At 68.0% G+C, this 25,645-nt stretch carries 26 protein-coding genes and 1 pseudogene; 13 read left to right on the top strand and 14 right to left on the bottom strand.

Annotated features, from left to right (window positions below; all coding sequences use genetic code 11):
• From ABZW96_RS32705 to ABZW96_RS32695, 3 genes and pseudogenes are all read left to right on the top strand, one after another.
• A pseudogene (locus ABZW96_RS32705) lies at nt 1–819 on the top strand (DNA-directed RNA polymerase subunit beta); the annotation flags it as partial.
• Nucleotides 820–921: 102 nt separating this feature from the next.
• Entirely contained in the window at nt 922–4,875 is a 3,954-nt protein-coding gene (locus ABZW96_RS32700; RefSeq protein WP_355080071.1) for a DNA-directed RNA polymerase subunit beta', read from the top strand.
• 78 nt (nt 4,876–4,953) lie between these two features.
• Nucleotides 4,954–5,478, top strand: a complete 525-nt coding sequence (locus tag ABZW96_RS32695; protein ID WP_355080069.1) for a DUF4442 domain-containing protein — start codon at nt 4,954–4,956, stop codon at nt 5,476–5,478.
• 242 nt (nt 5,479–5,720) lie between these two features.
• Here ABZW96_RS32695 and ABZW96_RS32690 read toward each other — a convergent pair whose 3' ends face one another.
• Nucleotides 5,721–6,731, bottom strand: coding sequence for an aldo/keto reductase (locus ABZW96_RS32690; protein WP_355080067.1), 1,011 nt, complete (start codon nt 6,729–6,731; stop codon nt 5,721–5,723).
• A gap of 101 nt (nt 6,732–6,832) precedes the next feature.
• On the opposite strand from ABZW96_RS32690, the gene ABZW96_RS32685 reads away from it, so the two are divergent.
• The gene (locus ABZW96_RS32685) at nt 6,833–7,687 is read left to right on the top strand and encodes a helix-turn-helix transcriptional regulator (protein ID WP_355080065.1); all 855 of its coding nucleotides are present in this window, start codon (nt 6,833–6,835) and stop codon (nt 7,685–7,687) included.
• Here ABZW96_RS32685 and ABZW96_RS32680 read toward each other — a convergent pair.
• Nucleotides 7,684–8,307 carry a hypothetical protein gene (locus ABZW96_RS32680; protein ID WP_355080063.1) on the bottom strand — a complete coding sequence of 208 codons (624 nt, stop codon included), beginning with the start codon at nt 8,305–8,307 and terminating at the stop codon, nt 7,684–7,686. The genes ABZW96_RS32685 and ABZW96_RS32680 overlap by 4 nt on opposite strands.
• A gap of 299 nt (nt 8,308–8,606) precedes the next feature.
• Between ABZW96_RS32680 and ABZW96_RS32675 the strand changes: the two genes are divergently transcribed.
• Together ABZW96_RS32675 and ABZW96_RS32670 are read left to right on the top strand one after the other, a co-directional pair.
• Complete coding sequence (locus ABZW96_RS32675; protein ID WP_355080061.1) at nt 8,607–8,939, top strand: metalloregulator ArsR/SmtB family transcription factor; 333 nt, start codon at nt 8,607–8,609, stop codon at nt 8,937–8,939.
• Entirely contained in the window at nt 8,936–9,412 is a 477-nt protein-coding gene (locus ABZW96_RS32670; RefSeq protein ID WP_355080059.1) for an SRPBCC family protein, read from the top strand. The genes ABZW96_RS32675 and ABZW96_RS32670 overlap by 4 nt, the downstream gene beginning before the upstream one ends.
• 208 nt (nt 9,413–9,620) lie before the next feature.
• Here the strand turns inward: ABZW96_RS32670 and ABZW96_RS32665 are convergent, their stop codons facing one another.
• From ABZW96_RS32665 to ABZW96_RS32640, 6 genes are all read right to left on the bottom strand, one after another.
• Nucleotides 9,621–10,610 carry a pirin family protein gene (locus ABZW96_RS32665; protein ID WP_355080057.1) on the bottom strand — a complete coding sequence of 330 codons (990 nt, stop codon included), beginning with the start codon at nt 10,608–10,610 and terminating at the stop codon, nt 9,621–9,623.
• Complete coding sequence (locus tag ABZW96_RS32660) at nt 10,607–11,401, bottom strand: GNAT family N-acetyltransferase (protein WP_355080055.1); 795 nt, start codon at nt 11,399–11,401, stop codon at nt 10,607–10,609. The genes ABZW96_RS32665 and ABZW96_RS32660 overlap by 4 nt, the downstream gene beginning before the upstream one ends.
• Nucleotides 11,402–11,541: 140 nt before the next feature.
• The gene (locus ABZW96_RS32655) at nt 11,542–11,835 is read right to left on the bottom strand and encodes a putative quinol monooxygenase (protein ID WP_355080053.1); all 294 of its coding nucleotides are present in this window, start codon (nt 11,833–11,835) and stop codon (nt 11,542–11,544) included.
• A 25-nt stretch (nt 11,836–11,860) separates the two neighbouring features.
• Entirely contained in the window at nt 11,861–12,871 is a 1,011-nt protein-coding gene (locus tag ABZW96_RS32650; RefSeq protein ID WP_355080051.1) for an aldo/keto reductase, read from the bottom strand.
• Complete coding sequence (locus ABZW96_RS32645; RefSeq protein ID WP_355080049.1) at nt 12,868–13,326, bottom strand: MerR family transcriptional regulator; 459 nt, start codon at nt 13,324–13,326, stop codon at nt 12,868–12,870. Before ABZW96_RS32645 ends, ABZW96_RS32650 begins: the two co-directional genes overlap by 4 nt.
• Before the next feature lie 123 nt (nt 13,327–13,449).
• The gene (locus tag ABZW96_RS32640; RefSeq protein ID WP_355080047.1) at nt 13,450–14,334 is read right to left on the bottom strand and encodes an alpha/beta hydrolase; all 885 of its coding nucleotides are present in this window, start codon (nt 14,332–14,334) and stop codon (nt 13,450–13,452) included.
• A gap of 77 nt (nt 14,335–14,411) precedes the next feature.
• Between ABZW96_RS32640 and ABZW96_RS32635 the strand changes: the two genes are divergently transcribed.
• A complete protein-coding gene (locus tag ABZW96_RS32635) occupies nt 14,412–15,020 on the top strand; it encodes a TetR/AcrR family transcriptional regulator (RefSeq protein WP_355080045.1) in 609 nt (202 codons plus the stop codon).
• Between the two features lie 10 nt (nt 15,021–15,030).
• Here ABZW96_RS32635 and ABZW96_RS32630 read toward each other — a convergent pair whose 3' ends face one another.
• A complete protein-coding gene (locus tag ABZW96_RS32630; RefSeq protein WP_355080043.1) occupies nt 15,031–15,402 on the bottom strand; it encodes a glyoxalase superfamily protein in 372 nt (123 codons plus the stop codon).
• A 58-nt stretch (nt 15,403–15,460) separates the two neighbouring features.
• Here ABZW96_RS32630 and ABZW96_RS32625 point away from each other — a divergent pair, with 58 nt between their 5' ends.
• Nucleotides 15,461–15,664 (top strand): hypothetical protein, encoded by a 204-nt coding sequence (locus tag ABZW96_RS32625; protein ID WP_355080041.1) that lies wholly within the window; start codon nt 15,461–15,463, stop codon nt 15,662–15,664.
• Nucleotides 15,665–15,687: 23 nt separating this feature from the next.
• Here the strand turns inward: ABZW96_RS32625 and ABZW96_RS32620 are convergent, their stop codons facing one another.
• Complete coding sequence (locus tag ABZW96_RS32620) at nt 15,688–16,179, bottom strand: histidine phosphatase family protein (protein WP_355080039.1); 492 nt, start codon at nt 16,177–16,179, stop codon at nt 15,688–15,690.
• Between the two features lie 181 nt (nt 16,180–16,360).
• On the opposite strand from ABZW96_RS32620, the gene ABZW96_RS32615 reads away from it, so the two are divergent.
• Nucleotides 16,361–18,031 (top strand): FAD-dependent oxidoreductase, encoded by a 1,671-nt coding sequence (locus ABZW96_RS32615; protein ID WP_355080037.1) that lies wholly within the window; start codon nt 16,361–16,363, stop codon nt 18,029–18,031.
• Between the two features lie 366 nt (nt 18,032–18,397).
• On the opposite strand, the gene ABZW96_RS32610 is transcribed toward ABZW96_RS32615, so the two are convergent.
• From ABZW96_RS32610 to ABZW96_RS32600, 3 genes are all read right to left on the bottom strand, one after another.
• On the bottom strand, nt 18,398–19,183 hold the full coding sequence (locus tag ABZW96_RS32610; RefSeq protein ID WP_355080035.1) for an acyl-ACP thioesterase domain-containing protein: 786 nt from the start codon (nt 19,181–19,183) through the stop codon (nt 18,398–18,400).
• A 222-nt stretch (nt 19,184–19,405) separates the two neighbouring features.
• On the bottom strand, nt 19,406–20,539 hold the full coding sequence (locus tag ABZW96_RS32605; protein WP_355080033.1) for a transglycosylase SLT domain-containing protein: 1,134 nt from the start codon (nt 20,537–20,539) through the stop codon (nt 19,406–19,408).
• The gene (locus ABZW96_RS32600; RefSeq protein ID WP_355080031.1) at nt 20,536–20,868 is read right to left on the bottom strand and encodes a type VII secretion target; all 333 of its coding nucleotides are present in this window, start codon (nt 20,866–20,868) and stop codon (nt 20,536–20,538) included. Before ABZW96_RS32600 ends, ABZW96_RS32605 begins: the two co-directional genes overlap by 4 nt.
• A 146-nt stretch (nt 20,869–21,014) precedes the next feature.
• Here ABZW96_RS32600 and ABZW96_RS32595 point away from each other — a divergent pair, with 146 nt between their 5' ends.
• Both ABZW96_RS32595 and ABZW96_RS32590 read left to right on the top strand, forming a co-directional pair.
• Entirely contained in the window at nt 21,015–21,989 is a 975-nt protein-coding gene (locus ABZW96_RS32595) for an NADPH:quinone oxidoreductase family protein (protein ID WP_355080029.1), read from the top strand.
• A gap of 17 nt (nt 21,990–22,006) precedes the next feature.
• On the top strand, nt 22,007–23,119 hold the full coding sequence (locus ABZW96_RS32590; RefSeq protein ID WP_355080027.1) for a winged helix DNA-binding domain-containing protein: 1,113 nt from the start codon (nt 22,007–22,009) through the stop codon (nt 23,117–23,119).
• A 10-nt stretch (nt 23,120–23,129) separates the two neighbouring features.
• Here the strand turns inward: ABZW96_RS32590 and ABZW96_RS32585 are convergent, their stop codons facing one another.
• Entirely contained in the window at nt 23,130–23,654 is a 525-nt protein-coding gene (locus tag ABZW96_RS32585) for an Lrp/AsnC family transcriptional regulator (RefSeq protein WP_355080025.1), read from the bottom strand.
• Between the two features lie 157 nt (nt 23,655–23,811).
• Here ABZW96_RS32585 and hppD point away from each other — a divergent pair, with 157 nt between their 5' ends.
• Both hppD and ABZW96_RS32575 read left to right on the top strand, forming a co-directional pair.
• Complete coding sequence (gene hppD, locus ABZW96_RS32580) at nt 23,812–25,014, top strand: 4-hydroxyphenylpyruvate dioxygenase (RefSeq protein ID WP_355080023.1); 1,203 nt, start codon at nt 23,812–23,814, stop codon at nt 25,012–25,014.
• 103 nt (nt 25,015–25,117) lie between these two features.
• Nucleotides 25,118–25,645: a DUF3558 domain-containing protein gene (locus tag ABZW96_RS32575; protein ID WP_355080021.1), complete on the top strand. Its 528-nt coding sequence runs from the start codon at nt 25,118–25,120 to the stop codon at nt 25,643–25,645.

The raw sequence follows: 25,645 nt of genomic DNA, 5'->3' as shown, positions 1-25,645 counted from the left end.
GGTACCCCGGTCGACATCATCCTCAACACCCACGGTGTGCCGCGTCGTATGAACATCGGCCAGATCCTGGAAACCCATCTGGGCTGGATCGGCAAGGCAGGCTGGAATGTCGACGTCGCAGGCGACGGCACTCGCCCGGATTGGGCGCAGGCGCTGCCGGAGGAGATGCTGGGCGCTCCGGCCGACTCCAACATCGCCACGCCCGTCTTCGACGGCGCGCGGGAAGAGGAGCTGACCGGTCTGCTGTCCTCGACGCTGCCCAACCGCGACGGCGAGCGCATGGTCAACGACGACGGCAAGGCCACGTTGTTCGACGGTCGTTCGGGTGAGCCGTTCCCGTACCCGGTGGCGGTCGGCTACATGTACATCCTGAAGCTGCACCACCTGGTCGACGACAAGATCCACGCGCGTTCGACCGGCCCGTACTCGATGATCACCCAGCAGCCGCTGGGTGGTAAGGCGCAGTTCGGTGGTCAGCGTTTCGGTGAGATGGAGTGCTGGGCCATGCAGGCCTACGGTGCGGCCTACACCCTGCAGGAACTGCTGACCATCAAGTCCGACGACGTGGTCGGTCGCGTGAAGGTCTACGAAGCGATCGTCAAGGGCGAGAACATCCCGGAGCCGGGCATTCCGGAATCGTTCAAGGTCCTGCTCAAGGAACTCCAGTCGCTGTGCCTCAACGTCGAAGTGCTGTCGTCCGACGGCGCCGCGATCGAGCTGCGCGAAGGCGAGGACGAGGACCTGGAGCGCGCCGCGGCGAACCTCGGCATCAACCTGTCGAGGAACGAAGCCGCCACCGTCGACGATCTGGCGAACTAGGCGGTCGGCCGGATGCCGTCACGGCATCCGGCCTCCCGCAACGGATTACCCAACTAGTGAACTTTTGCTCGAATTCGACCCGCACAGGGGAAAGGAAGTTACGTGCTAGACGTCAACTTCTTCGATGAACTCCGGATCGGCCTGGCCACCGCCGAAGACATCCGTCAGTGGTCCTACGGCGAGGTGAAGAAGCCGGAGACCATCAACTACCGCACGCTCAAGCCGGAGAAGGACGGCCTGTTCTGCGAGAAGATCTTCGGTCCCACCCGGGACTGGGAGTGCTACTGCGGCAAGTACAAGCGCGTCCGCTTCAAGGGCATCATCTGTGAGCGCTGTGGCGTCGAGGTGACTCGCGCCAAGGTGCGCCGCGAGCGCATGGGCCACATCGAGCTGGCCGCTCCGGTCACCCACATCTGGTACTTCAAGGGCGTGCCCTCGCGCCTGGGCTACCTGCTCGACCTGGCGCCGAAGGATCTGGAGAAGATCATCTACTTCGCCGCCTACGTCATCGTGGCGGTCGACGAGGAGCTGCGGCACAACGAGCTGTCCACGCTCGAGGCCGAGATGGAGGTCGAGAAGAAGGCGGTCGCCGACCAGCGCGACGCCGACCTCGAGGCCCGCGCTCAGAAGCTCGAGGCCGACCTGGCCGAGCTGGAGGCCGAAGGCGCCAAGTCCGACGTCCGCCGCAAGGTCAAGGACGGCGGCGAGCGGGAGATGCGCCAGCTCCGCGACCGTGCCCAGCGTGAGCTGGACCGGCTGGAGGAGATCTGGAACACCTTCACCAAGCTGGCGCCCAAGCAGCTCATCGTCGACGAGGTGCTCTACCGCGAGCTGGTCGACCGCTACGGCGAGTACTTCACCGGCGCGATGGGCGCGGAGTCCATCCAGAAGCTGATGGAGAGCTTCGACATCGAGGCCGAGGCCGAGTCGCTGCGCGAGACCATCCGCACCGGCAAGGGCCAGAAGAAGCTGCGCGCGCTCAAGCGGCTCAAGGTCGTCGCGGCGTTCCAGGCCAACGGCAACTCGCCGATGGGCATGGTGCTCGACGCCGTTCCGGTGATCCCGCCGGAGCTGCGCCCGATGGTCCAGCTCGACGGTGGCCGCTTCGCCACCTCCGACCTGAACGACCTGTACCGTCGCGTGATCAACCGCAACAACCGCCTCAAGCGACTGATCGACCTCGGCGCGCCCGAGATCATCGTCAACAACGAGAAGCGGATGCTGCAGGAGTCGGTCGACGCCCTGTTCGACAACGGCCGCCGCGGCCGTCCGGTCACCGGACCGGGCAACCGTCCGCTCAAGTCGCTGTCCGATCTGCTCAAGGGCAAGCAGGGCCGCTTCCGTCAGAACCTGCTGGGTAAGCGCGTCGATTACTCCGGCCGTTCGGTCATCGTCGTCGGTCCGCAGCTGAAGCTGCACCAGTGCGGTCTGCCCAAGCTGATGGCGCTGGAGCTGTTCAAGCCGTTCGTGATGAAGCGCCTGGTCGACCTGAACCACGCACAGAACATCAAGTCGGCCAAGCGGATGGTGGAGCGGCAGCGGCCGCAGGTGTGGGACGTCCTCGAAGAGGTCATCGCCGAACACCCCGTGCTGCTCAACCGCGCGCCCACCCTGCACCGTCTCGGTATCCAGGCCTTCGAGCCGCAGCTGGTGGAAGGCAAGGCCATCCAGCTGCACCCGCTGGTCTGTGAAGCGTTCAACGCCGACTTCGACGGTGACCAGATGGCCGTGCACCTGCCGCTGTCGGCGGAGGCGCAGGCCGAGGCTCGCGTGCTGATGCTGTCGTCGAACAACATCCTGTCGCCCGCCTCGGGCCGCCCGCTGGCCATGCCGCGTCTGGACATGGTGACCGGCCTGTACTACCTGACCCGTCTGGAAGAGGGCGCGAAGGGTTCCTACCAGCCGGCCACTCAGGACGGTCCGGAGCAGGGCGTGTACTCCTCGCCCGCCGAGGCGCAGATGGCGGTGGACCGCGGTGAGCTCACCGTGCGTTCGCTGATCAAGGTCCGGTTGACCGACCAGCGTCCGCCGAAGGAGATCGAGGCCGAGCTGTTCCCGGAGGGCTGGCGCCGCGGCGACGCGTGGACCATCGAGTCCACGCTGGGCCGGGTGCTGTTCAACGAGCTGCTGCCGGTGGACTACGCGTTCATCAACGAGCAGATGCCCAAGAAGCGCCAGGCGACGATCATCAACGATCTCGCCGAGCGTTACCCGATGATCGTGGTCGCGCAGACCGTCGACAAGCTCAAGGACGCGGGCTTCTACTGGGCCACGCGTTCCGGCGTGACGGTCTCCATGTCCGACGTGCTCGTGCCGCCGGAGAAGGCCGAGATCATGGAGCGCTACGAGGCGCAGTCGGATCAGATCGAGAAGAAGTACCAGCGTGGTGCGCTCGATCACCAGGAGCGCAACAACGCCCTGGTCAAGATCTGGCAGGAGGCGACCGAGGAGGTCGGTAAGGCGCTGCGCGCGCACTACCCGGCCGACAACCCGATCATCACGATCGTCGACTCGGGCGCCACGGGTAACTTCACCCAGACCCGTACCCTCGCCGGTATGAAGGGCCTGGTGACGAACCCGAAGGGTGAGTTCATCCCGCGGCCGATCAAGTCCTCCTTCCGTGAGGGCCTGACGGTTCTGGAGTACTTCATCAACACCCACGGCGCTCGTAAGGGTCTGGCCGACACCGCGCTTCGCACCGCCGACTCGGGTTACCTGACCCGTCGTCTGGTGGACGTCTCGCAGGACGTCATCGTGCGCGAGCACGACTGTGGCACCGAGCGCGGCATCGTGGTGCCGATCGCGGAGAAGCAGCTCGACGGCTCGATCATCCGCGACGCGCACGTGGAGACCTCCACCTATGCGCGCACGCTCGCGTCCGACGCGCTCGACGCGCAGGGCAACGTCATCGTGGGCAAGGGCGCCGACCTCGGCGACCCGGCGCTGGAGGCGCTGCTCGAGGCGGGTATCACCGAGGTGAAGGTCCGCTCCGTGCTGACCTGCACCACCGGCACCGGCGTGTGCGCGACCTGCTACGGCCGCTCGATGGCGACCGGCAAGCTGGTCGACATCGGTGAGGCCGTCGGTATCGTCGCCGCGCAGTCCATCGGTGAGCCCGGTACCCAGCTGACCATGCGTACCTTCCACCAGGGTGGTGTCGCGGGTGACGACATCACCGGCGGTCTGCCTCGTGTGCAGGAGCTGTTCGAGGCGCGCGTGCCGAAGGGCAAGGCGCCCATCGCGGAGGTCTCCGGTCGCGTGCGGCTGGAGGACGACGATCGCTTCTACAAGATCACCATCATCCCGGATGACGGTGGCGAAGAGGTTGTCTACGACAAGCTCTCGAAGCGGCAGCGTCTGCGTGTGTTCAAGCACGACGACGGCACCGAGCGTCTGCTCTCCGACGGTGACCACGTCGAGGTCGGCCAGCAGCTGCTGGAAGGCGCGGCGGATCCGCACGAGGTGCTGCGCATCATGGGCCCCCGGCAGGTTCAGGTCCATCTGGTCCACGAGGTCCAGGAGGTCTACCGCTCGCAGGGTGTGTCGATCCACGACAAGCACATCGAGGTCATCGTGCGCCAGATGCTGCGTCGCGTGACGATCATCGACTCGGGCGCCACGGAGTTCCTGCCCGGCTCGCTCACCGAGCGCGCCGAGTTCGAGGCCGCGAACCGTCGCGTTGTCGCCGAGGGCGCCGAGCCCGCGGCGGGTCGCCCGGTGCTGATGGGTATCACCAAGGCGTCGCTGGCCACCGACTCGTGGCTGTCGGCGGCGTCCTTCCAGGAGACCACTCGAGTCCTGACGGACGCGGCGATCAACTGCCGCTCCGACAAGCTCATCGGCCTCAAGGAGAACGTGATCATCGGCAAGCTGATCCCGGCCGGTACCGGTATCAACCGCTACCGCAACATCCAGGTGCAGCCGACCGAGGAAGCCCGTGCCGCCGCGTACGCGGTGCCGTCCTACGACGACACCTACTACAGCCCGGACAGCTTCGGTCAGACCACCGGCGCCGCGGTTCCGCTCGACGACTACGGCTTCAGCGACTACCGCTGATCCGTCAGCCGTAAGCATCCGGCCCCCGCTCCGTTCTGGAGCGGGGGCCGGATTCGTTTCGCGCGCGGTGGACAACCGGTGGGGAAGCCAGTAAAAGTAGAACAGGTTTCAGTTCTGCTCCTGGAGGTGGCGGTGGACGGCGTGGCGTTGGCGGATCTGGTGGTGGCCGGGTTCCGGAAGCTGGGGTTCATCCAGTACGCGGGGGTGGAATGGGAGGAGTTCGCGGCGGGGCGCAATGTGGTGTCGGTCGTGCCGCGGGCGGAACACCTGAACCACAACGGGGATCTGCACGCCGCCGTGTTGTTCGGGATGGCGGAGACCGCCGCGATGGGCGCGTCGGTGTCGGGAATCGTGGACCTGATGGGGGATACGTTCATCGTCGCCAAAGACGGGCGCATCGAGTACAAAGCCCGGGCGAAAGGGGAAGCGGGGCCGTTCCGAGCTACTTCCGCGTTCTCCGGCGAGACGCTGGCGAAGATGCGTGCGGACATCGAGGCGAAAGTGCCGCTCGAACTCGAAGTTCCGGTGGATATCGCCGACGCCACCGGAAAGACCGTGGCCGCAGCGGTGTTCACGGCCGTGCTGCGTCCGCGCCGGACGTGATCGCGCCCGGAGATGCTCGGAGCTACCGTGCTCCACGGTGAGTGACCGGCACCGCGGGCCGGGCGCGCGGACGCACGCACGCCGGTTCTTATGGAGAACAGCGGAATAGTGGGGGTCGCCCGGACCGCAGTCGCGGCGAGGCCGTCGGGACTCGCGTCCCTCGCCGTGCCGCTGCCGTCGATTTCGGCATCGGGGGTCCGAGCACGGGTGGTCCGGGGCGCGGCCGCGCTCCGGACGTGACCTCACCGCTCGCTGTCGAGCATCGCCATCTGTGCCGTGGCGTAGCGTTCCCCCGCGACTCGGTCTGCGGGCACGGCCGACTCGATGGTGGACAGCTCCTCGTCGGTTAGCGAAAGATCAAGGGCGCGAACAGCTTCCGCCCAGCGTCCGCGTCGGCGGGTGCCGATGAGCGGCACGATGTCCGCGCCGCGGGTCAGTGCCCAGGCGATGGCCAGTTGCGCCACCGAGGCGTCCTTGCGCGCCGCGATCTCGTTCAGCGCGCGGACCAGCTCCAGATTCCGGTCCAGGTTCTCGCCCTGGAAGCGTGGGCTGTGCGCGCGGAAATCGGTCGGGTCGAAGGTGGCGCCGGGCTGGATCGCATCGCTGAGCAGACCGCGTGAGAGCACGCCGTAGGCCGTGACGCCGATGCCGAGCTCGCGGCAGACGGGCAGGATGCGCTCCTCGATGCCCCGCGAGATCAGCGAATACTCGATCTGCAAGTCCACGATGGGATGCACGGCCGCCGCGCGCCGGATGGTTTCCGGGCCGACCTCGGACAGGCCGACATGGCGGACGTATCCGGCTTCGATCAGCTCGCCGATGGCGCCGACGGTGTCCTCGATCGGCACGTCCGGATCCAGCCGGGCGGGTCGGTAGATGTCGATGTGGTCGACGCCGAGCCGCTGGAGGCTGTAGGCCAGGAAATTGCGCAGCGCGGCGGGACGGTTGTCCATGCCGACGAAACCGCCGTCAGGGCCGCGCAGCGCGCCGAACTTCACGCTCAGCACCAGGTCCTCGCGGGGACGTTCGGCGATGGCCTTGCCGATCAGCATCTCGTTGTGGCCCGCGCCGTAGAAATCGCCGGTGTCGATGAGGTTGACGCCGGAGTCCAGCGCCGCATGGATGGTCGCGGTCGATTCGGCGTCGTCGGTCGTGCCGTACGCGCCGGACATGCTCATAGCGCCGAGGCCGATCCGGCTGACGGTCGGACCGGTGGCTCCCAGCCGCACTTCGTCGATCTTCGTTGTCGTCATGAGACCAGCCTGAACCGTGCGGGACCACCGCGGGAGAGATCGTTTATCGGGGGAGCGGCGATCCCTGGCTGAGCACGCCGTTTCGGGGGACAGTGAAAACCATGGACCGCCCCGAACTCGCCGACTTCCTGCGCCGTCGCCGGGAGCAGCTCACGCCCGCCGACGTGGGATTGCCGCCCGGCATCCGGCGGCGCACGCCGGGGCTGCGCCGCGACGAGGTCGCCCTGCTCGCGGGCATCTCGACCGACTACTACACCCGGCTCGAGCAGTCACGCGGTCCGCGTCCGTCCACCCAGGTGCTCGCGTCGCTCGCGCGCGCCCTGCGTTTCGACAACGACGAACGCGACCACCTCTACCATCTGTGCGACCACGCCCCGCCGGGCCGCGAGACGACCGACAAGCACGTGGGCCCCGGCCTGATGCACTTGCTCGCCAAGCTCGACGACACCGCGGCCACGGTCGTCACCGATCTCGGCGAGGTGCTCGTGCAGAACCGGATGCACACCTTGCTGGTCGGCGATCACGGCGAACGGCGCGGCTGGGACCGGTACTACGCCTACCGCTGGTTCACCGACCCGTCCGCGCGCGCGACCTTCCCGGAGGAGGATTGGGACCGGCTCAGCCGCCATCACGTCGCGGATCTGCGTGCCACGGCCGCGCGCCGGGCGGCCGATTCGGACGTGATCGAGTTCGTCGCGCGACTACGCTCCGCGAGCGTCGAGTTCGACCGGCTCTGGAACGAACACGAAGTAGCCGTGCGGCTTTCGGATATCAAGCGCATCTTGCATCCGCAGGTCGGGCTGATCGACATGGTCTGCGAAACGTTGCTCACACCCAACTCCGCCCAGCGCCTGCTGGTCTACCTCCCGCGCCCCGGCACGGACGCGGCCGAGAAGCTGGACCTGCTGCGGGTGATCGGCACGCAGCAGTTGACGCCCGTCGACCGGCTCGACTAGGGCGCGGTGACGTACTCGAGCGCCGCGTCGACGGCGGGCTGTCCACCGCCGATGACGTACCCGGCCATCGCGCCGATCGCGGCGCCCGCGACCGCGGCGACGGGCACCGTGATGAAGTCGATCACGAACAGGCCGAGCGGGAATCCGACGATGAAGCCGATGGCGGCGCCGATCCCCGCGCCCGCCAGGATGGTCGGCATGACCTTCTCGGCCTCGGCGTAGAACCGCTCCTGGGCGCTGACGTCGCGCAGCGGCGCGTCGGCCATGGCGATCGGCGCGACGGTGAGCCGATGTCCCGCGTCCTCGAGTACGGGCCGCAGGGACACGCGCTGGTCCCCGATGCGCAGCGTCATCGGCAGCGCGGCGACGACCTGGCCGTCGCGATCGGCGACCGTCACCACCCGGTCGTCGTGGGTCAGCTCGAACGTTCCGTCCTGGAGGGTCGCCACCGCAGCACGGCGATCCTCGCTGGCGGCGACCTCGTAGGCGACCTGGTGGAACGTGCCGTGCAGGTCGAGCGGCGCGTCGGCGGGCGCGGGCTGCGCGTGCGCGGCGCTCGTGGTGAGTGCGGTGGCCGCCAGCGCAACCAGAGTGGTCGCGGTGAATTGGATGATCCTCATCGTGCTCTTTCCGTGTCCCGCCCCGTGTCCGGTTCGTCCGGACAAGATACCGCTCGACGGGCTCGATCAGAAGGGTTGAGCGACAGTTCATCACCGATTGCGGCGGCGAAAGTATCTGTCGCACTTCGCCGGCGAGTGCCTGTAAAGCGGGAATCGGTCGCCGGGGCGGGCTTCGGCCCCGGCGTCGTCGGGTCGGCCGCCGGGTCGTGGTTTCTCGGCCGACCGTCGGTCGAGTTGCCGGATCCGGGCGATGCGATTCCCTCTTGACGTCCGCGCCGTGCTGCGCAACACTGAACTAGATGGTTCAGTATGACTTCTTGGACGCCTCCTTCGGAGCGCTCGCGGATCCCACTCGGCGTGGCATCCTCGAACGCCTCGGCAGTGGGCCCGCGACCGTCAGCGAACTGGCGGAGCGCTTCGAGATGACGCTCACCGGCATCAAGAAGCACATCCAGTTGCTGGAGGCGGCGGGCATGGTGGTGACGGAGAAGCGCGGCCGGGTGCGGTACTGCCGCCTCGGCGAGAACGTCTTCGACCGCGAAGTGGCCTGGATGCAGGGCTACCGGCGGATGGTGGAAGCGCGGCTGGATCGTCTCGGCGAATTCCTCGGACGAACGGAGCAGGAGCGATGAGCACAACCACGAACGACGCTGTCATCACGGCCGACACCGACCGCGCGATCCACATCGAGCGGGTCTTCGACGCCCCGCGCGAGCGGGTGTGGGCCGCCTACAGCAGGATCGAACAGCTCGCCCAGTGGTGGGGTCGCGGCAACCGGCTCGACATCGAGCGCTGGGAGTTTCGTGCCGGCGGGCACTGGCGTTTCGTCGAGCACGCCGAGGGGGAGACGCACGGCTTCGAGGGCCGCTTCCGCGAGATCACCCCGCGGGAGCGCATCGTGTACTCCTTCGAGTGGGACGGTATGCCCGCCCACGTGGCCATCGACAGCGTCAGCTTCGTCGATCTCGGCGACGGCCGCACCAAGGTGGTCACCGACAGCCAGTTCCACACGCCGCAGGAACGGGACGGGATGCTCCAGTCGGGTATGGAGTCCGGGCTCAACGAGAGCTACCGCGCACTGGACGCACTGCTCGCCCGAGGCTGAGACCGTACGCTTCGGCTCCGGTCGCGTGAGCGGAGCCGAAGCGCGGGGTGCGCCGTCTCGTGTCAGGGGAATCGGCGGCCGATCCAGGCGCGTCTACCGACGCGAACGGCCGTCCGGCTCGGGACGGTGGCGGCGGCAATCCTCAACAGGTGGCGGTGCTGACAACAGCGGGGCCGCCGGGCGGAGCCGGATGAGATCGCGGCGCGGTTCAGTCCCTGGCCGGGCCGATCCGGCGCTTGCGCGGCTTCAGATGCAGTCCGGGCAGGGGCGGCGCGGGAATGCGCTGCCCCGGGGTGTGGCCCGCGATGTCGGCGAACCGGCTGACGTCGTGATTCTCCCAATCGGCGCGGGCGGCGACGATGTCCTCGTGGCTGCGGCCGACGAAGTTCCACCACATCACCAGTTCCTCGCCGAACGGCTCCCCGCCGATCAGCGCGACGTGCGCGCCGCCGGAACTGGTGAGCTGGAGTTCGTCACGGCCGGTGCCCAGGTACAGCAGCGGTCCAGCCGCGAGTTCGTCGCCCGCGACGGTCACCTCGCCCTCGATCACCAGCACAGCGTGCTCGAAACGAGGGTCGAGCGGGAGAGCGACATCGGCTCCCGGCTCGAGCCGCACATCGGCGCCGACGATGGGTGTGTAGGCGATGGCGGGCGAGGTCTTCCCGGCCAGCGACCCGATCAGCACGATCGCTCGCAGGCCGGGCGCTTCGACGACCGGCAGTTCGCGATGCTGCTCGAAATGCGGCGCGATGCCGGTGCGGTGGCCCGGCAGGGCGATCCACAGCTGCAAGCCGTGTCCGGCGGGCGCGCCGGGCACGGCGTACTCGGAATGGGCGATGCCGCGCCCGGACGTCATCAGGTTCAGCTGACCGGGTTCGATCTCCACGTCCGACCCGACCGAGTCGCGGTGCCGGATACGGCCTTCGAACGGCCAGGTCACCGTTTGCAGGCCGATGTGCGGATGCGGATCGATGTCCGGCGGCGCGCCGGTCTTGGTGACCGTCGGCGAGCCGAAGTGGTCGAGAAAACACCACGCGCCGACGGTGGGCAGATCGCGCTGGGGCAGCACACGTTCGACGTACACACCGCGCACGCCGCCGAGTGGCACCTCGCGGGCCGGATAACGCTCCGCGACCGGGCCGGGGCCGGGCGCGGGTTCACACAGCGTCTCAGCCGGGCGCGGATCCAGGTCACTCACCGATCGACGCCCTTGCCGATCACGTGCTTGTCGTAGTCGGGGTGCTTGTCCAGGTACGCCTTGATGAACGGGCACACCGGCCGGATCACCCGCCCCCGCTCCACGACGTCCTCGATCGCGCTCTTGGCCAGGACCGAGCCGAGGCCCTTCCCGGAGAACGCGCCGTCGACCTCGGTGTGCGTGAACACCGTCTCGTCGTCGCGTTCCTCGTAGTCGGCGAAGCCGGCCAGCTCCCCGCCGTAGAACACCTCGTAGCGATGCCGCTCGTCGTTGCGGACGACCTTGGACTCCGAAGCCGATTCGGTCATGGTTCCCTTCTCCTTCCGTGCGCGAACCGGATGCCTGCTGAGAATCGAGACCCGGTTGAACGCGCCGATCGTGGTGGCCACCCAGATGACGACGGACAGCTGGTCATCCGTCAGATACCGGCGAGCAAAAGCGTACTCACGCTCGATGACGTGCTCGTCCGGGAGCGTCGCCGTCACTTCCGCGATCGCGAGCACGGCCTGCTCGAAGGGCGGGTACGTGCCGCCGCGCCGCCAGCCGGGCAGCACCGCGATCTCCTGCTCGGTAGCCCCGGCCGCCAAGGCCGCCCGGTAGTGCACGTCGAGGCAGTACGCACAACCGTTGATCTGGGAGACGCGCAGATTGATCAGTTCGATGATCCGGCGATCCAGCCCCACGGCCGCGGCGGCGGCCCTGACCTCGCTCGCGACGCCGTTCAGTGCGCGGAACGCGGTGGGCGTCCGTTTGTCGATCCAGACGCGATCTCGCGGGGCTTCGGGGCTCATATTCATGGGATGTTAGCGGCCGCCGGTGAACGGCGCAGACCGCGCCGCGGGAGAAACGGACTTCGGTCCGGGGAAGCGCGTGGTAGGGAAGGAGTCCGTGGTGGGCCGGGCCCGCACGCGACCCCGGACCACCGCCGCGCTCATCCGATCTCGGTGAACCGTCGCAGCTGGAACGGTTCGACCAGGACGTCCTGCAACGCCGTCGCCAGGGCCTTCAGGTGTGGCGTCTGGAAGTGCGCGGCCAAGGCGTCCTCGTCGGCCCACTCCTCGAGCAGCACCATCCGGCTCTGGTCGGTGGGATGCAGGTAGAGCTCGTATCGGACGCAACCGTCCTCGGCGAGCGTCGGTTGGATCATGCCTTGCAACAGGTCCTTCAACTCCGCCTCGCGACCCGGCTTGGCGGTGAAGCGGACGTTGAGCGTCAACGTCGACATGAGCGTCTCCTGATCTCGTGGTGGGTTATTCGCGGCCCGCCGACGTGAACGACATGTCCGCGTACCGGGTGCCGGTCACCCGGCTCGCGATCGGCTCCAGTGTCGCCAGTTCGTCGGCGGTGAGCGAAATGGTCGCGGCGGCCACGTTGTCGGCGAGCCGGGTGCGGCTGCGCGTGCCGGGGATCGGGACCACTGCGAGGCCGCGCACAGCGGCCTGTGCGTGCACCCAGGCCAGGGCCACCTGCGCCAGGGTGATGCCGCGTGCCTCGGCGATGGCCCGCAGCGGGTCGAGCAGTTCGGCATTGCGCGCCGCGTTCTCGCCGGTGAAGCGCGGCATCGTGGAACGGAAATCGCTCCTGTCGGCGGTGCCGGTGAACGATCCGGTCAGGAAGCCGCGACCAAGCGGCGAGTACGGCACGAAGGTCACACCCAGCTCCGCCGCGGCGGGCACCACGGTGCGTTCGACGTCCCGGGAGAACAGCGACCATTCCGACTGCACGGCCGCGATCGGGTGCACCGCGTGCGCCGCCCGCAGTTCGGCGCCCGTCACCTCGGACAATCCGAGCGCGCGCACCTTGCCCTCCCGCACCAATTCCGCCATCGTGCCGACCGTGTCCTCGATCGGCGCGGCGGGGTCCTTGCGGTGCATGTAGTACAGATCGATGGTGTCGACCCGCAGCCTGCGCAGGCTGCCCTCCACCGCGGCGCGGATGTAGGCGGGGGAGTTGTCGAACCCTCGGAAGGCCGGGTCGTCGGCCTTGCGGACGATGCCGAACTTGGTGGCGATCACCAGCCGGTCGCGCTCGGCGCCGAAGAAATCGCTGAGGAATTCCTCGTTGTGCCCGGAGCCGTAGACATCGGCGGTGTCGAACAGAGTGACACCCAGTTCCAGCGCCCGATCCAGGGTCGCCCTTGATTCGGTGAGATCGCTGGGCCCGTAGAACTCGCTCATGCCCATGCAGCCCAGACCCTGCGTCCCCACCTCGATACCGCTGGTTCCCAGGGTGGTGGTGGGCAGGCTGTCCGTGCTCGTCATAGCTTGATTCCTTCGCTGTCGTGCGCGGTGACCATGGCCGGGGGAGCTGTCTCGACTTTGCCCTCGTACAGGGCGATCTTGTGGTCCAACACGGCCAGGGTCTGACGGAGTTCATCGATCTTGGCGAGTACCTCGGCGCGGGTGTCCCGGAACATCTCCAGCCGCTGGGGGAGCGTGGCGTCTCCCGTCCGCACCAGCTCGGCGTAGCGAACCATGTCCGCCACCGACATGCCGGTCGTGCGCAGCCGCCCGATCAGCGCCAGCCATTCGAGATCCCGGTCGCTGAACCGGCGCTTGCCGGAGTGGTCCCGGCCGATGTAGTCCATCAGCCCGATCCGTTCGTACCAGCGCAACGTATCCCGGCTCAGCCCCGATCGCTCGGACACCTCGCCGATCGAATACCGCGGCAGCTCCCGGTCGTCACTCGCGGTCACCGGAAACGCGGTTTCACTCATGACTTCACTCGCTGACGCTCGTTCACTGCACTCGCCCTTCTCGTTGAACACTGACGACGCTAATCACCTGGAGTGCACTCCAAGCAAGACCCATTCTCCGGTTGTTTCTCCCGGCTGTCGCCGTCACCGCGAGACCGGCTTCGCGTCCTGTCGCGCGACGGTGTCGACGAAGTCGGCGACCAGCGGGGCGATCTCCGGGAGGAACTCCTCGAGCGCGAAATGGCCGGTATCGAAAACGTGCAGATCGGCGTCCGGTAGGTCGCGGAGGTAGGCGTGCGCGCCCGGCTCGGGAAAGAAGGCGTCGTTTCTTCCCCAGACGATCAATGTGGGTGGGCGGTGCGACTGCAGCCAGCGCTGCCAAACAGGGTAGAACTCGACATTGGAGTGGTAGTCCAAGCCGAGCGCGATCTGTGCCCGCTGCCGCTCGGGGCGGTCCAGGAAGTACTGGTCGAGCACCCATCCGTCGGGTGCGACGAGTTCGGAATCGGTGGTGCCGCCCAGGTATTGGCTCTGAGTCACCGGCAGGGTGAGGATCTGCCGGATGTTGTCCTCGGCGCCGGGCACGCCCGGCCGGTTGGCGACGGTCTGGCGCGCCAGTTCGGACAACCCTTCGGCGTAGGCGTTGGCGTTCTGGATCACCAAGCCCGCGATGCGGTCCGGTTGCCTGGTGGCCAGCCGGAACCCGACCGGGCCGCCGAAGTCGAAGACGTACATGACGAACCGGGTCAGGCCGAGCCCCTCGACGAAACCCTCCAGGACGTCGGCGAGCGAGTCGAACGAATAGGGGAAGTCGGCGGGCGCCTCGGTGTGTCCGAAGCCCGGGTAGTCCGGCGCGACCACGTGGTAGCGGTCGCCGAGCGCGTCGATGAGCCTGCGGAACTGGTGGGAAGCGGATGGGAATCCGTGCAGCAGGAGAAGCGTGGGCGCGTCGGCCGGTCCGGCCGTGCGATAGAAGACGCGCACGCCGTCGACCTCGACGAACCGGTGCGAGACCTTGGCGATGTTCACAGGACCACCTAAACGAGAAGAAGTTTGCATTAAGATCGTGGCAGGGCTGACGGATCGATGCAAGGGAAAGCTGTTCGATGGCAGAGGAGATCAGGCCCGGTGCGGTCCGCCCGGGCGGAAGGACGGCGCGCACGAAGCGGGCCGTGCTCGCGGCGACGCTGACGGAACTGGTCGAGAATGGCTACGCGGGAACAAGTCTGGAGAAGATCGCCGCGCGAGCCGGCGTCGCGGTGTCCACCTTGTACCGGCGCTGGGGCGGCCTGGATCGCGTGATCCTCGAGGCCGGGATGGATGTCGGCACGGGCATCGTCACGCCGGACACCGGGGACTTCGAACGCGATCTCATCGACTTCGCCCGCGCCGTGGTCGAGGTGTATCGGAATCCGGTGGCGGAGCACTGGCTGTACGCGATGGTGGTGGCCGCGACCAGGGATCCGTCCGCTCGCGCCACGTTCTCCCTGCTGTTCGAGAACCGCTTCGCGGAGGTGGTCGTCATCGTGCGGCGCGCGCTCGAACGCGGTGAGGTGCACCCCGACACCGATCCGGCGGAGGTGATCCGGTTGGCAGCCGCTCCGATCTACTACCGCATGCTCGTCACCGGCGAGCCGGTCGACGACGCGGTGGCCGAGCGCGCGGCGCGTACGGCGGCGCTGGCCGCCCGGGCGGGGGTGCTCCGGGCGGACTGACGCGCGCCGGTCAGCTGCTGTAATCGGGCAGCTGCTGGACGGCCCATTTATTGCCGTCCGGATCGGCGAAGTAGGTGAACCGCCCCCAGGCGAGGTCCTCGACCGGCGCGGCGTCCACACCGGCGGCGATCAACTGCTGGTAGGCGTCGTCGGCGCTGGCGACCACGATCTGCATGCCTCGGACGCTGCCGGGTTCCGCGTCGGTGATGCCCTCACCGAGACAGATCGAGCATCCGGAACCGGGCGGGGTCAGTTGAACGAAGCGCAGGTTCTCGTTCACCCGGTGATCGTGGTCGGCGTTGAAGCCGATCTTGGTGTAGAAGTCTTTGGCGCGGTCGACATCGGTCACCGGAATGGCGACGAGTTCGATTTTCCAATCCATCCGGCGAGCATTCCATCGTGCACCGACAAAGTCCCGGATTCCGGCCTACCCTGGGCACATGCCTGGAAAGGACATCGACCGGATCAGGGCTCGTTCGGCCTGGGCGACGGTCAAGGAAAGCCCGGTGATCACCGCGATAGCGGTCGCGCCGTTCGCGCTCGCGCTGGGCGTGGTGTGGTGGTTGTTCGGGGGACTCGCCGCGTTCGCGCTGCTGCTCGTGCTCGGCGCGGTCGTCGTGGTCGGCGGCAGATTACTGCGCTGACCGCGCGTCCGGATCGCGTGCGGTCAGCGCGGGATGTGGAATTGCACCAGCTCTCCGGTACCCGGATCGACGTCCGCCCAGTCGCGGTCGAAGCGCAGTACCGCGAGCGCCGAAGTCGGAAACTTCCGGCTGAGTTCGACCGCGGGGGCGCTGTCGCGATTGCTCGCCAGCTCCCAAGCCGTCCACGGCATGCCCGGCGCGTGGCCGACCACCAGCAGTGTCGCCACGTCGTCGGCGCTGAGGCGGACCAGCTCGATCAGCGTTTCCGGCGTGGCCTCGTAGATCCCCGGTTCGAAGACCACCGGCGCGGTGATGCCGGTCGCGGACAGCGTCTGCCTGGTGCGGGTGGCCGTGGAACAGTGCACGGCATCGATCGGCGGCTGGGTCGCGCGCAGCCACTCACCCGCGAGTCCGGCCTCGCGCCTGCCTCGCGGCGCCAGCGGTCGCTCGTGGTCGTCGACGCCGTCCGGATAGGCCGATTTGCCGTGCCGCATGAGGATCAGAGTCCGCGCCATGGAGATACGGTAAGCCCTCCGGGCGAGAGGTCCCGACCACACTCGAGGCAAACTGAAAGCGGCATCACATCACGTGCTCCCGCGGGCGACCCTCGCGGCGGACGTGACGGACGCCGCTCATCTGTCCACCACAACCCCTGGGTGGCCACAGCCCACGTACTTCTTCGAGGATCAGCACAATATGGCCTACGTAATCACGCAGCGTTGTTGCAACGACGCCAGCTGCGTCTCCGAGTGCCCGGTCGACTGCATCCGTCCCACTCCGGACCAGCCGGAGTTCGCGACGACCGAGATGCTCTACATCGATCCCGACACCTGTATCGACTGCGGCGCCTGTGTCGACGCGTGCCCGGTGGAGGCCATCTTCTCCGAGGACGACCTGACCGCTTCGCTGGCGCGATTCCGCGACATCAATGCCGCCTATTTCCAACGGCATCCGCTGGAATCCAACTTCGATCCGATCGTCACGCCCTCGCGTCCGCCGAAGGAGCTGGGCACCCTGCGCGTCGCGATCGTCGGCGCCGGGCCCGCGGCCTGCTACGCGGCGGACGAACTGTTGCGCAGGGCCGACGTGGAAGTCGAGATGTTCGACCGGCTGCCCACCCCGTGGGGTCTGGTGCGTGCGGGCGTCGCGCCCGACCATCCGGGCACCAAGACGGTCTCGGGCATGTTCGAGTCCGCGTTCCGCCGCGAGACCCTGCAGTACTACCTGAATGTCGAAGTGGGCACGCACATCTCGCACGAGGAACTGCTGCGCCACCACCACGCCGTGATCTACGCGGTCGGCGCCTCGAGCGATCGCAAGATGGGCGTCCCGGGCGAGGACCTGCCGGGCAGCCACTCCGCCACCGAGTTCGTCGCCTGGTACAACGGCCATCCCGACTACGCCGACCGGACCTTCGATCTGTCCGGTGAGCGCGCGGTGATCGTCGGCAACGGCAACGTCGCCTTGGACGTGGCGCGCGTGCTGACCGTCGATCCGGACGAACTCGCCAAGACCGACATCGCCGATCACGCGCTGGATGCTTTGCGGCAGAGCAATATCCGTGAGGTCGTCGTGCTCGGCAGGCGCGGCCCGCTCCAGGCGGCCTACACCTCGCCGGAGTTCCTCGCGCTCGCGCATCTGAAGGGCGTCGACGTCGTCGTGGAGGAGGCCGACCTGGAACTCGACCACGCCAGCCAGGCGCTCGTGGACGACCCGCAGGTGGAGCCGTCGCTGGCCTTGAAGTACGCCCTGGCCAAGGAGTACGCGGGCGGGCGCAGGGCCGAGGGCAACAAGCGGATCGTCTTCCGCTATCTGACCTCGCCCACCGCGCTGACCGGCACCGATCGGGTGGAGTCCATCGAGATCGTGCACAACGAGTTGTTCGACGACGACGGTCAGCTCGTGGCGCGCCCGACCGACCGCACCGAGAGCATCGAGACTTCGCTGGTGCTGCGCTCGATCGGCTACCGCGGCGAGCGGATCGGCGAGCTGCCGTTCGACGAGCGGCGCGGCGTCGTGCCGAACGAGCACGGCCGGGTCGTCGGCGACGACGGGACGCTGCTGAGCGGCGTGTACGTCAGCGGATGGATCAAGCGGGGACCACGCGGCGTCATCGGTTCCAACCGAACCGACTCCGAGGAGACGGTGGAGCTGCTGCTCGCCGACTTCACCGCGGGCAAACTCGCAGCGCCGCAGGCCGACCGCGCCGCGCTGAAGGCGCTGCTCGCCGAGCGCCAGGCCGACTTGGTGGACCGGGCGGGCTGGCGAGCGATCGACCAGGCGGAAAAGTCCGCGGGCAAGTCCGCGGGCCGCCCGCGGGTCAAGTTCACCACCCGCGAAGACCTGCTCAAAGCCGCCCGCGGCTGACGACCCAGGACGCCGGTCGGATCACCCCGCGACCCGACCGGCTCCGATCCCCAGGTCCCCGACGTGGCCCAAGCATCGGCTGGATCCAACGAGGACGCCGACCAGGTGGATCTTCTGCGAGAACCGGCCTACTGATTTCGCAGGCACATGGATAGCTCGTCGGGTACGTCCAAAACCCGAGCGGCACCCACGCAAGCCCTGAACGCAACTGTCGAGCCCCTGACCAGTACGGCCTGAAGAGGTGGAGACGCGGAGCAGCCTACTGATTTCGCAAGTACATGGGTAACTCACCGGGTACGCCCAAAACCCGAGTAGCACTCGACGCAGGACCTGAACGCAAATCCCGCGCCACCCGACTGGTACGGCCTAAATACTCGGAGAGGCGGGAATGGGCATGATGCGGACCACGGTCGTGGTGGTCCCGCCGACCACGAACCACAGCCGCAACACCGGCTGGCCGGTCCGATCCCCGGGTTCGTACCGGCTGCGCACGCTCACGTGCTGGCGTGCCAGCACCGGCGCCACGTATTCGATCACCGCGCGGTGTGGACCCGCGAGCAGTTTGGGATATTCGACCAAGAACTGTTCCACCGCTTGCCAGTAACAGGCGTTGTTGACGTGGTTGTACTGGTCGATATCGGTGGCCCGCACCGGGAACGGTAAGTCGGTGTCCGACTCCGGCGGTGTGGCGTCGGTCAGGTAGGGCCGCCACCGCAGGCGGTGTTCGGTGGACGTGCGGGCGAGGTAGGCGAGGCCCTCGTCGCTGATCCGCGCGGGCATGCCGGTGGACTCGCTGATATTGATCCAGAAGCCCTCGGTCTCGATCAATCCGCCGTTGCCGCTGGTGATCCGCACACGCATATTGGTCCACCGGGTGGACATCGCCGAGCACCACCGCAGCAGCTGCACGTCGTCCGGCCACAGGATCGGCCGGATGACGTCGATGACGGTGCGCCGGACGATCCAGTTCGGGTCCGACCGGTGGAAGAACGTGCTGTGCAGGTTTTCCCAGGCGATATCTTGCAGGTAGCGGGCGACGGCGTCGAACCGCAACCGGTCGTAGGGATCCACATCGCCAGCCCGGATGGGCCACGCCGAAGCAAAGCCCATGCCCTCCTCGGGAAGCGGGGCGAGTGGCTGATCGAGTGACACTTGTGCTCCTCGCGCTGCACGGTGTGCCGCGTTTTCTTCGTGCGGTGCTGTTGTGACGACTTTACGGGGCGTACGTCACACCCTCGCGTCGAGCCGTCCGTACCTCCTTAATAGTCCGTCTGCGGGGATCTGGGCCAGCAAAAACGGGGTCTTGCGCGCGCGAGAGATTCCGACGCACGGTCGCGGCGGCTCGGCGGGCGGGAAGCATGGCCGTGCGCGGGGTCAGTACCCCTGGTACGCGCCGCCCGAGTTCACGGCAGCGACACCCGGGACGTTGCCGAGCGAACCATAGCGGTCGATCGAGTACCGCACGCCGGCGATGATGTTGTCGACCGGGTTCCAGACGTCGTCGTGGCCCGGCGCCTTGTACGCGTTGAACGTGCTGTCGATGGTCTGCATCAGACCCTTCGACGGATGCCCGGCCACCCAGTTGCTGTCCCAGCGGTTCTCCGCGTATGGATTGCCCGCGGATTCGTGCTCGATGATCAGCGCGATGGCCCGCTCATCGATCTGCGCTGGGTCGTACCCCATCGCGATGAGCTTCTGCTTCGCCTCGGCGATCCACTGCGCGACGTCACCGGTCGGCATGGGCCCCGACGGCGCGGACGAACTCGTACCACCGTGATACGGCGTGCTCGACGAGGTGCCGTGCGGCGACCCGGAGTTGTGGTGCCCGGACGTCAGCTGGCTCGATTGATGCGACGACGGTGCGGCGACGGGGGTCCCCGATGCGGCGGCCGGTGCGGTGGCGGCGGGCGTGGTGGGGGCCGCGGGCACGTTCGCGCTGGGCTCGCCGAGCCCGGCGAACGCCGCCTCCAGTTTCCCGGCCGCGCTCTCGACCTGCGTCTTCGCTTGGTTCGCCACGTCATCGGCGGTCTTCAGGGCGTTGGTCAGCTCCCACGTCCGCGAGGCCGCCTGTAGTGCTTCCTGGAAGACGAGCCCTTCGACGTCGGCTTTGTCCGCGTGCGAGCGCAGATAGTCGATGCGCGTCTTGGCGTCCACGGTGCCGTTGGGCGCGACGTCGAACGGCGGCGTCTGGTTCAGCGCGTCGTCGCGCAGGCTCAATACCTTGGCTTTCGCTTCGGCGAGGTTCTGCACCTGGGTGGTGAGCGCCGTCTTCAGCTCGAGCAGGGCGGCGCTCACCGCGGAAGCGCGGGTCTTCTCGGTCTGCATCCTGGCGTTCGCGGCGTTGCCGGCGGAACCGGACCACTGCTCGGCGTCGGCGAGTGCTTTCGTGTCGTCCGCGCCCTTGCCGACCGCGGTGTCCAGGCCCTGCGACATCCGTTCGGCGAGCGCGCCCGCCGCCGTGAGCTGCTCCGGCCGCCAGTTCTCGACGTCTGGGATGCTGAGCGTCATGGCACCTGGAGTCCTATGGTGCGAAGTTTCGCCGCGAAGTCGTCCTCGACCAGCTCGTACTTTCCCGCCGCGTTGTGCAGGTTGTCCGCGATCGTGCTGAGCCGCGAGCCGATCCGCTCCAGGCAGCGGTGCGCGGCGTCGTTCGCGCGCTGGGCCGCAGGGCCGAACTCGGTGCCTGGCAGCGCCCCGACGACGGCACCGAGACTCTCGCCGCCGCCGAGGTCGGCGACCGAGGTGGCCTCCGTACGGAGAGTCTGCGCGAACGAGCGCAGCGCCGCCGGATCGACTTGCATCGTCGTCGCAGGTTGCGATTGGTTTTGCTCGACCATGAATCCCCCTTCCCTCCCGACCGCGAGGTCGCGGCCAGCATAGCAAAATCGGGCGTCCGGACGGGCGTCGTCGGACCGCGCCGGTTATGTTGTCGGTGTGGCGCCGGCCGCGGATCAGGCCGGTGCGAGGACAGAGAGGTCGGCACATGCGCGCAGCCCAGGTCAGCAAGCTGGAAGGCCCGGAAGCGATCCGGATCGTGGATATTCCGGAGCCCGCGGCTTTCCCGGGCGGGGTCGTGATCGACGTGCACGCGGCCGGTGTGGCCTTCCCGGACGTGCTGATGACGCGCGGCCTCTACCAGATGAAACCCGAACTGCCGTTCGTCGTGGGCGGCGAGGTCGCGGGCATCGTCCGGGAAGCGCCCGAGGACGCGCACGTGCGACCGGGTGACCGGGTGATCGCGCTGACCATGCTGGGCAACGCGCTGGCCGAGACGGCCGTCGCGCCCGCGCAGATGGTGTTCCGGCTCCCCGACAACGTCTCGCTGGAGGCGGGCGCGGGCATTCTGTTCAACGACCTCACCGTGCACTTCTGCCTGCGTACCCGGGGCAGGCTGGCGGAAGGTGAGACGGTGCTCGTGCACGGCGCCGCGGGCGGCATCGGCACCTCGACGCTGCGCATGGCGGCGGCGCTCGGGGCGGGCCGGGTGATCGCCGTGGTGAGCACCGAGGCGAAGGCCGAGGTCGCGCGCGCCAACGGGGCCACCGACGTGGTGCTGACCGACGGCTGGCTGGCGGCGGTGAAGGAGCTGACCGGCGGCCGCGGCGTCGACATCGTGCTCGACCCGGTCGGCGGCGACCGCTTCACCGACAGCGTTCGGTCGCTCGGCTCGGCGGGCCGGTTGCTGGTAGTCGGCTTCACCGCAGGGGAGATCCCGACCGTCAAGGTCAACCGGCTGCTGCTGAAGAACGTGGAGGTGACCGGCGCGGCGTGGGGCGAGTGGGTGATGTCGCATCCGGGCTATCTGCAGGAGCAGTGGGCCGAGGTGGAACCGCTGCTGGCCTCCGGCAAGATCGCCCCGCCGGAACCGGTGCTGTACCCGCTGGACAAGGCCGCGGAGGCGGTCGCCTCGCTGGACAACCGGACGGCCACCGGCAAGGTCGTGGTCACCCTGCGCTGAGGCATTCCGGCCGCGTCATGAAGCTGTCCAACCGGGTACTGAACCGGACCCTGCTGGCTCGCCAGCATCTACTCGAGCGCTCGCGGTTGACGGTGCACGAGATGTGCGACCATCTCGTCGGGTTGCAGGCGCAGGATTCGCTGCCGCCGTTCGTCGCATTGTGGAGCCGCGCAGCGGATTTCGATCCGGCGACGGTCTCGGACGCGCTGGAGGACCGGTCGTTGGTCCGGATCACCCTGATGCGCGGCACCATTCACCTGGTCACGCCGCCCGACGCGGTGCGGATCGCGCCGCACATACAGCCGGAACTGGAGAAGGTGCCGTTCCGGAATGGTTTCAACTACGGCGCCATGGTCGGACTGGATCCGGAGGAGGTGCGCGGGCACGGCGAAGCCGCGCTCGCCGACGAGCCGATGTCCGCGGCGGACCTGCGCGCCCGCGCCGCCGAGTTGTACCCCGACCGCGACCCTGGCGCGGTGCTGCAGACCTGGCTGTACCAGCTCCCGGTGTTGCAGACCCCGCCGCGCGGCAAGTGGAAGGACAACAGCAGGCCGATCTGGTCGCGGGTCGAGCCTTGGTTGGGCGCGCCGCTGGACCCCTCGTATCCCTTGGCGGAGTTGATCTTCCGCTATCTGCGTGCTTTCGGGCCTGCGAGCACCATGGACATGCAGACCTGGTCGAAGTTGCTCGGCATGAAGCAGGCCGTCGCGGAACTGGGCGACCGGGTGCGCACCTACACCGACGAGCGCGGTCGGACGCTCTACGACATCGCCGACGGTGAACTTGCCGATCCGGACATTCCCGCCCCGGTGCGGCTGCTCGGCTGGTACGACAACGCCTTGCTGTCGCACCAGGATCGGACCCGCATCGTGCCCGACGGCGCGGCCCCTCCGCTGCGCGCCTTCGCGGCTCAGGTCTCGCCGGTGCTGGTCGACGGCTTTCTCGCGGGCGTGTACAAGATCTTCACGAACGCGGGAACCGCCCGGCTCCGCATCAGTCCGACCCGGAACTGGACCGGGGCGGAGCGCGCGGATGTCGAGGCGGAGGCGCATGCTCTGCTCGCCTTCTTGGAGGCGGACAAGCAGGGCAGCGTGGAAATCCTCGACGTGCACGCCGGCCTGCGCCCCTGACCGGGGTCGCTCACTGCTCGCGGGCTGGTCGGTAGGCGGGCGCTTTGGTCGTCCCGGTCGGGCTCAATGTGCGCAACAGGGGCAGCGCCCGGCGGGACACCACGGTGGAAAGAACGATGACGCTGTGCGAGCGCACCACCGAGGAGGTCCGGTCGATGCTCAGCAGCACGGCCTGCAACCCCGCGTGCGAGTCGGCCCCGATCCGGCACAGCACGTCGCCGGTGCCGGTCGTGGCGTAGGCCTCCAGCACGCCGGGGATGGCGTCGAGCTCGGAGGCCACCGCGTCCAGCGCACCCTGGGCTATCTCCAGCGTGACGAAGGCCTGCACGTCGAACCCCGCGGCGGTGACATCGATCTGCGGGTCGTAGGAGGCGATCACGCCGGACTCCTCCATGCGCGCGATCCGGGACTGCACGGTGGCCCTTGCCACTCTGGTCCGCCGGGACAGTTCGAGAATGCCCGCCTTCTGGTACTCGTGCATCGCGGACAGGATGGCGAGATCGAGTTCGTCGAGCTTCGCCGATGTGCGCGCCATGCCGGCCTCCGTTCGCCGCACCGGGCTCGCTGCCCGGCCCGCTCATGCTATTCAAATTGTCCAGCATGGCCCGCCACTTCCTAGCCGAATTCGCCACACTGACTACCGGGAATCGGCGCTGTTGCCTAGCCGACGGAACCGGCGATTTCCTTGGAACATGACCATCGAGCACCTGCCGGACACCCGGTCCGGCGCCGTTCCCAGCGACGGCGAGCTGCGCACGCTCGTGGGGCTGGTGGACCACGACAACAGCGGTGACCCGTTCCCGGTCATCGGGTGGGACGCTCTGGTCTGGGCGGTGGGCAACGCCACCCAGACCGCGCACTTCCTGGAATCCGCCTTCGGCATGCGGTTGGAGGCGTACTCCGGTCCGGAGACCGGCAATCGCGACCACAAGGCATTCGTGCTGCGTAGCGGTGCGGCGCGTTTCGTGATCACCGGAGCGGTGCACCCGGACAGTCCGCTGGCCGCCCATCACAATCGACACGGCGACGGCGTGGTGGACATCGCGCTCGAAGTGCCCGACGTCGACCGCTGTGTGGCGTGGGCGCGCACCCACGGCGCCACCGTCCTGGTCGAACCGCACGACGAGACCGACGACTTCGGCACGGTCCGCTCGGCCGCGCTGGCTACCTACGGCGACACCAGGCACACCCTGGTCGACCGTTCCGGCTATTTCGGGCCCTACCTGCCCGGCTATGTCGCCCGCCGCTCCAACTACCAGCGGCGCGACGGCGCGCCCAACCGGTTGTTCCAGGCGATCGATCACGTCGTGGGCAACGTGGAACTCGGGCGGATGGACGAGTGGGTCGAGTTCTATCGGCGCGTCATGGGTTTCACCAACATGGCCGAGTTCGTCGGCGACGACATCGCCACCGAGTACTCGGCGCTGATGAGCAAGGTCGTCGCCAACGGCAACCATCGGGTGAAGTTCCCGCTCAACGAGCCCGCCGTCGGCAAGAAACGCTCCCAGATCGATGAGTACCTGGAGTTCTACCGCGGCCCCGGTGTCCAGCACATCGCGCTCGCCACCGGCGACATCCTCGGTTGCGTGGACGTTTTGCGCCGGGAGGGTGTCGAGTTCCTGGAGACGCCGACGGCCTACTACGAGGATCCCGAATTGCGCGCCCGCATCGGCCGGGTCCGCGTCCCGGTCGAAGAACTCCAGCGGCGCGGCATCCTCGTCGACCGTGACGAGGACGGCTACTTGCTGCAGATCTTCACCAGACCGCTCACCGACCGCCCCACGGTCTTCTTCGAACTCATCGAACGCCACGGCTCCCTCGGTTTCGGCAAGGGGAACTTCAAAGCTCTGTTCGAGGCGATCGAACGCGAACAGCAAGCCCGGGGCAATCTTTAATCGGAGCTCACGCAGCTATGGCCGGCCCGGCTGTCGCGGGCAGCGCTGCCCGGCCGTGTTCGCCGGACGGTCCGCCCGGAGCGCAATCGGTAGAGTTCTTGCCATGCGGATCAAGTCGGCGGTCGTGACCGCGGCAGCCTTGGTGCTCGCACTGGCGGGTTGCGGTTCGAGCGGAGACTCCGAGGACCCCGGTCCGTCGCGGCCTGCGCCCAAAGTGGTGGCCATGGGTCCGTTCGTCGGGGAGTGTGGGCACGTGACCGACGACGAGGTGCGCGCTCTTGGCGGGCTCGGCCGGATCTCCGGCGTCTTCCGCAATGCCGTCGGCTGCAATTGGCAGTCGGCCGGCATCGGTTCTGCCAGTATCACTTTCGCTTCCTATCGAGGGAGTCCGATCGAGCGTGAGCGGGCGTGGGTGACCGTGAACGGCCGAGCCCCCGATCCGATAAAGGTCGGTGGGCGCGAGGGTTTCGCCGCCTTGGATCCGAGTGGACAGATCTGCGACCTCGCCGTGCAACTCGGTGACGACTTCTTCGAATGGTCGACGAACATCGGGAATTTCAGCACGGGCACCGGCAACCCGTGCGACCGCAGCCGCGCTCTCGCCGAGCTGACTCTGCAACGGATGCAGTGA

The organism is Nocardia sp. NPDC004168, assembly GCF_040610355.1.
Classification (GTDB): Bacteria; Actinomycetota; Actinomycetes; order Mycobacteriales; family Mycobacteriaceae; genus Nocardia; species Nocardia sichangensis.
The sequence above is the reverse complement of the archived record's forward strand: the minus strand, read 5'-3'. Positions and strand labels throughout refer to the sequence as shown.

Bases quoted from the DNA above. Each gene is read 5' to 3' on its own strand.
- ABZW96_RS32690 (WP_355080067.1), bottom strand. From the start codon at position 6,731: ATGACGACAACGAAGATCGACGAAGTGCGGCTGGGAGCCACCGGTCCG.
- ABZW96_RS32685 (WP_355080065.1), top strand. From the start codon at position 6,833: ATGGACCGCCCCGAACTCGCCGACTTCCTGCGCCGTCGCCGGGAGCAG.
- ABZW96_RS32680 (WP_355080063.1), bottom strand. From the start codon at position 8,307: ATGAGGATCATCCAATTCACCGCGACCACTCTGGTTGCGCTGGCGGCC.
- ABZW96_RS32675 (WP_355080061.1), top strand. From the start codon at position 8,607: ATGGTTCAGTATGACTTCTTGGACGCCTCCTTCGGAGCGCTCGCGGAT.
- ABZW96_RS32670 (WP_355080059.1), top strand. From the start codon at position 8,936: ATGAGCACAACCACGAACGACGCTGTCATCACGGCCGACACCGACCGC.
- ABZW96_RS32660 (WP_355080055.1), bottom strand. From the start codon at position 11,401: ATGAGCCCCGAAGCCCCGCGAGATCGCGTCTGGATCGACAAACGGACG.
- ABZW96_RS32655 (WP_355080053.1), bottom strand. From the start codon at position 11,835: ATGTCGACGTTGACGCTCAACGTCCGCTTCACCGCCAAGCCGGGTCGC.
- ABZW96_RS32650 (WP_355080051.1), bottom strand. From the start codon at position 12,871: ATGACGAGCACGGACAGCCTGCCCACCACCACCCTGGGAACCAGCGGT.
- ABZW96_RS32645 (WP_355080049.1), bottom strand. From the start codon at position 13,326: ATGAGTGAAACCGCGTTTCCGGTGACCGCGAGTGACGACCGGGAGCTG.
- ABZW96_RS32635 (WP_355080045.1), top strand. From the start codon at position 14,412: ATGGCAGAGGAGATCAGGCCCGGTGCGGTCCGCCCGGGCGGAAGGACG.
- ABZW96_RS32630 (WP_355080043.1), bottom strand. From the start codon at position 15,402: ATGGATTGGAAAATCGAACTCGTCGCCATTCCGGTGACCGATGTCGAC.
- ABZW96_RS32625 (WP_355080041.1), top strand. From the start codon at position 15,461: ATGCCTGGAAAGGACATCGACCGGATCAGGGCTCGTTCGGCCTGGGCG.
- ABZW96_RS32620 (WP_355080039.1), bottom strand. From the start codon at position 16,179: ATGGCGCGGACTCTGATCCTCATGCGGCACGGCAAATCGGCCTATCCG.
- ABZW96_RS32615 (WP_355080037.1), top strand. From the start codon at position 16,361: ATGGCCTACGTAATCACGCAGCGTTGTTGCAACGACGCCAGCTGCGTC.
- ABZW96_RS32605 (WP_355080033.1), bottom strand. From the start codon at position 20,539: ATGACGCTCAGCATCCCAGACGTCGAGAACTGGCGGCCGGAGCAGCTC.
- ABZW96_RS32600 (WP_355080031.1), bottom strand. From the start codon at position 20,868: ATGGTCGAGCAAAACCAATCGCAACCTGCGACGACGATGCAAGTCGAT.
- ABZW96_RS32595 (WP_355080029.1), top strand. From the start codon at position 21,015: ATGCGCGCAGCCCAGGTCAGCAAGCTGGAAGGCCCGGAAGCGATCCGG.
- ABZW96_RS32590 (WP_355080027.1), top strand. From the start codon at position 22,007: ATGAAGCTGTCCAACCGGGTACTGAACCGGACCCTGCTGGCTCGCCAG.
- ABZW96_RS32585 (WP_355080025.1), bottom strand. From the start codon at position 23,654: ATGGCGCGCACATCGGCGAAGCTCGACGAACTCGATCTCGCCATCCTG.
- hppD (WP_355080023.1), top strand. From the start codon at position 23,812: ATGACCATCGAGCACCTGCCGGACACCCGGTCCGGCGCCGTTCCCAGC.
- ABZW96_RS32575 (WP_355080021.1), top strand. From the start codon at position 25,118: ATGCGGATCAAGTCGGCGGTCGTGACCGCGGCAGCCTTGGTGCTCGCA.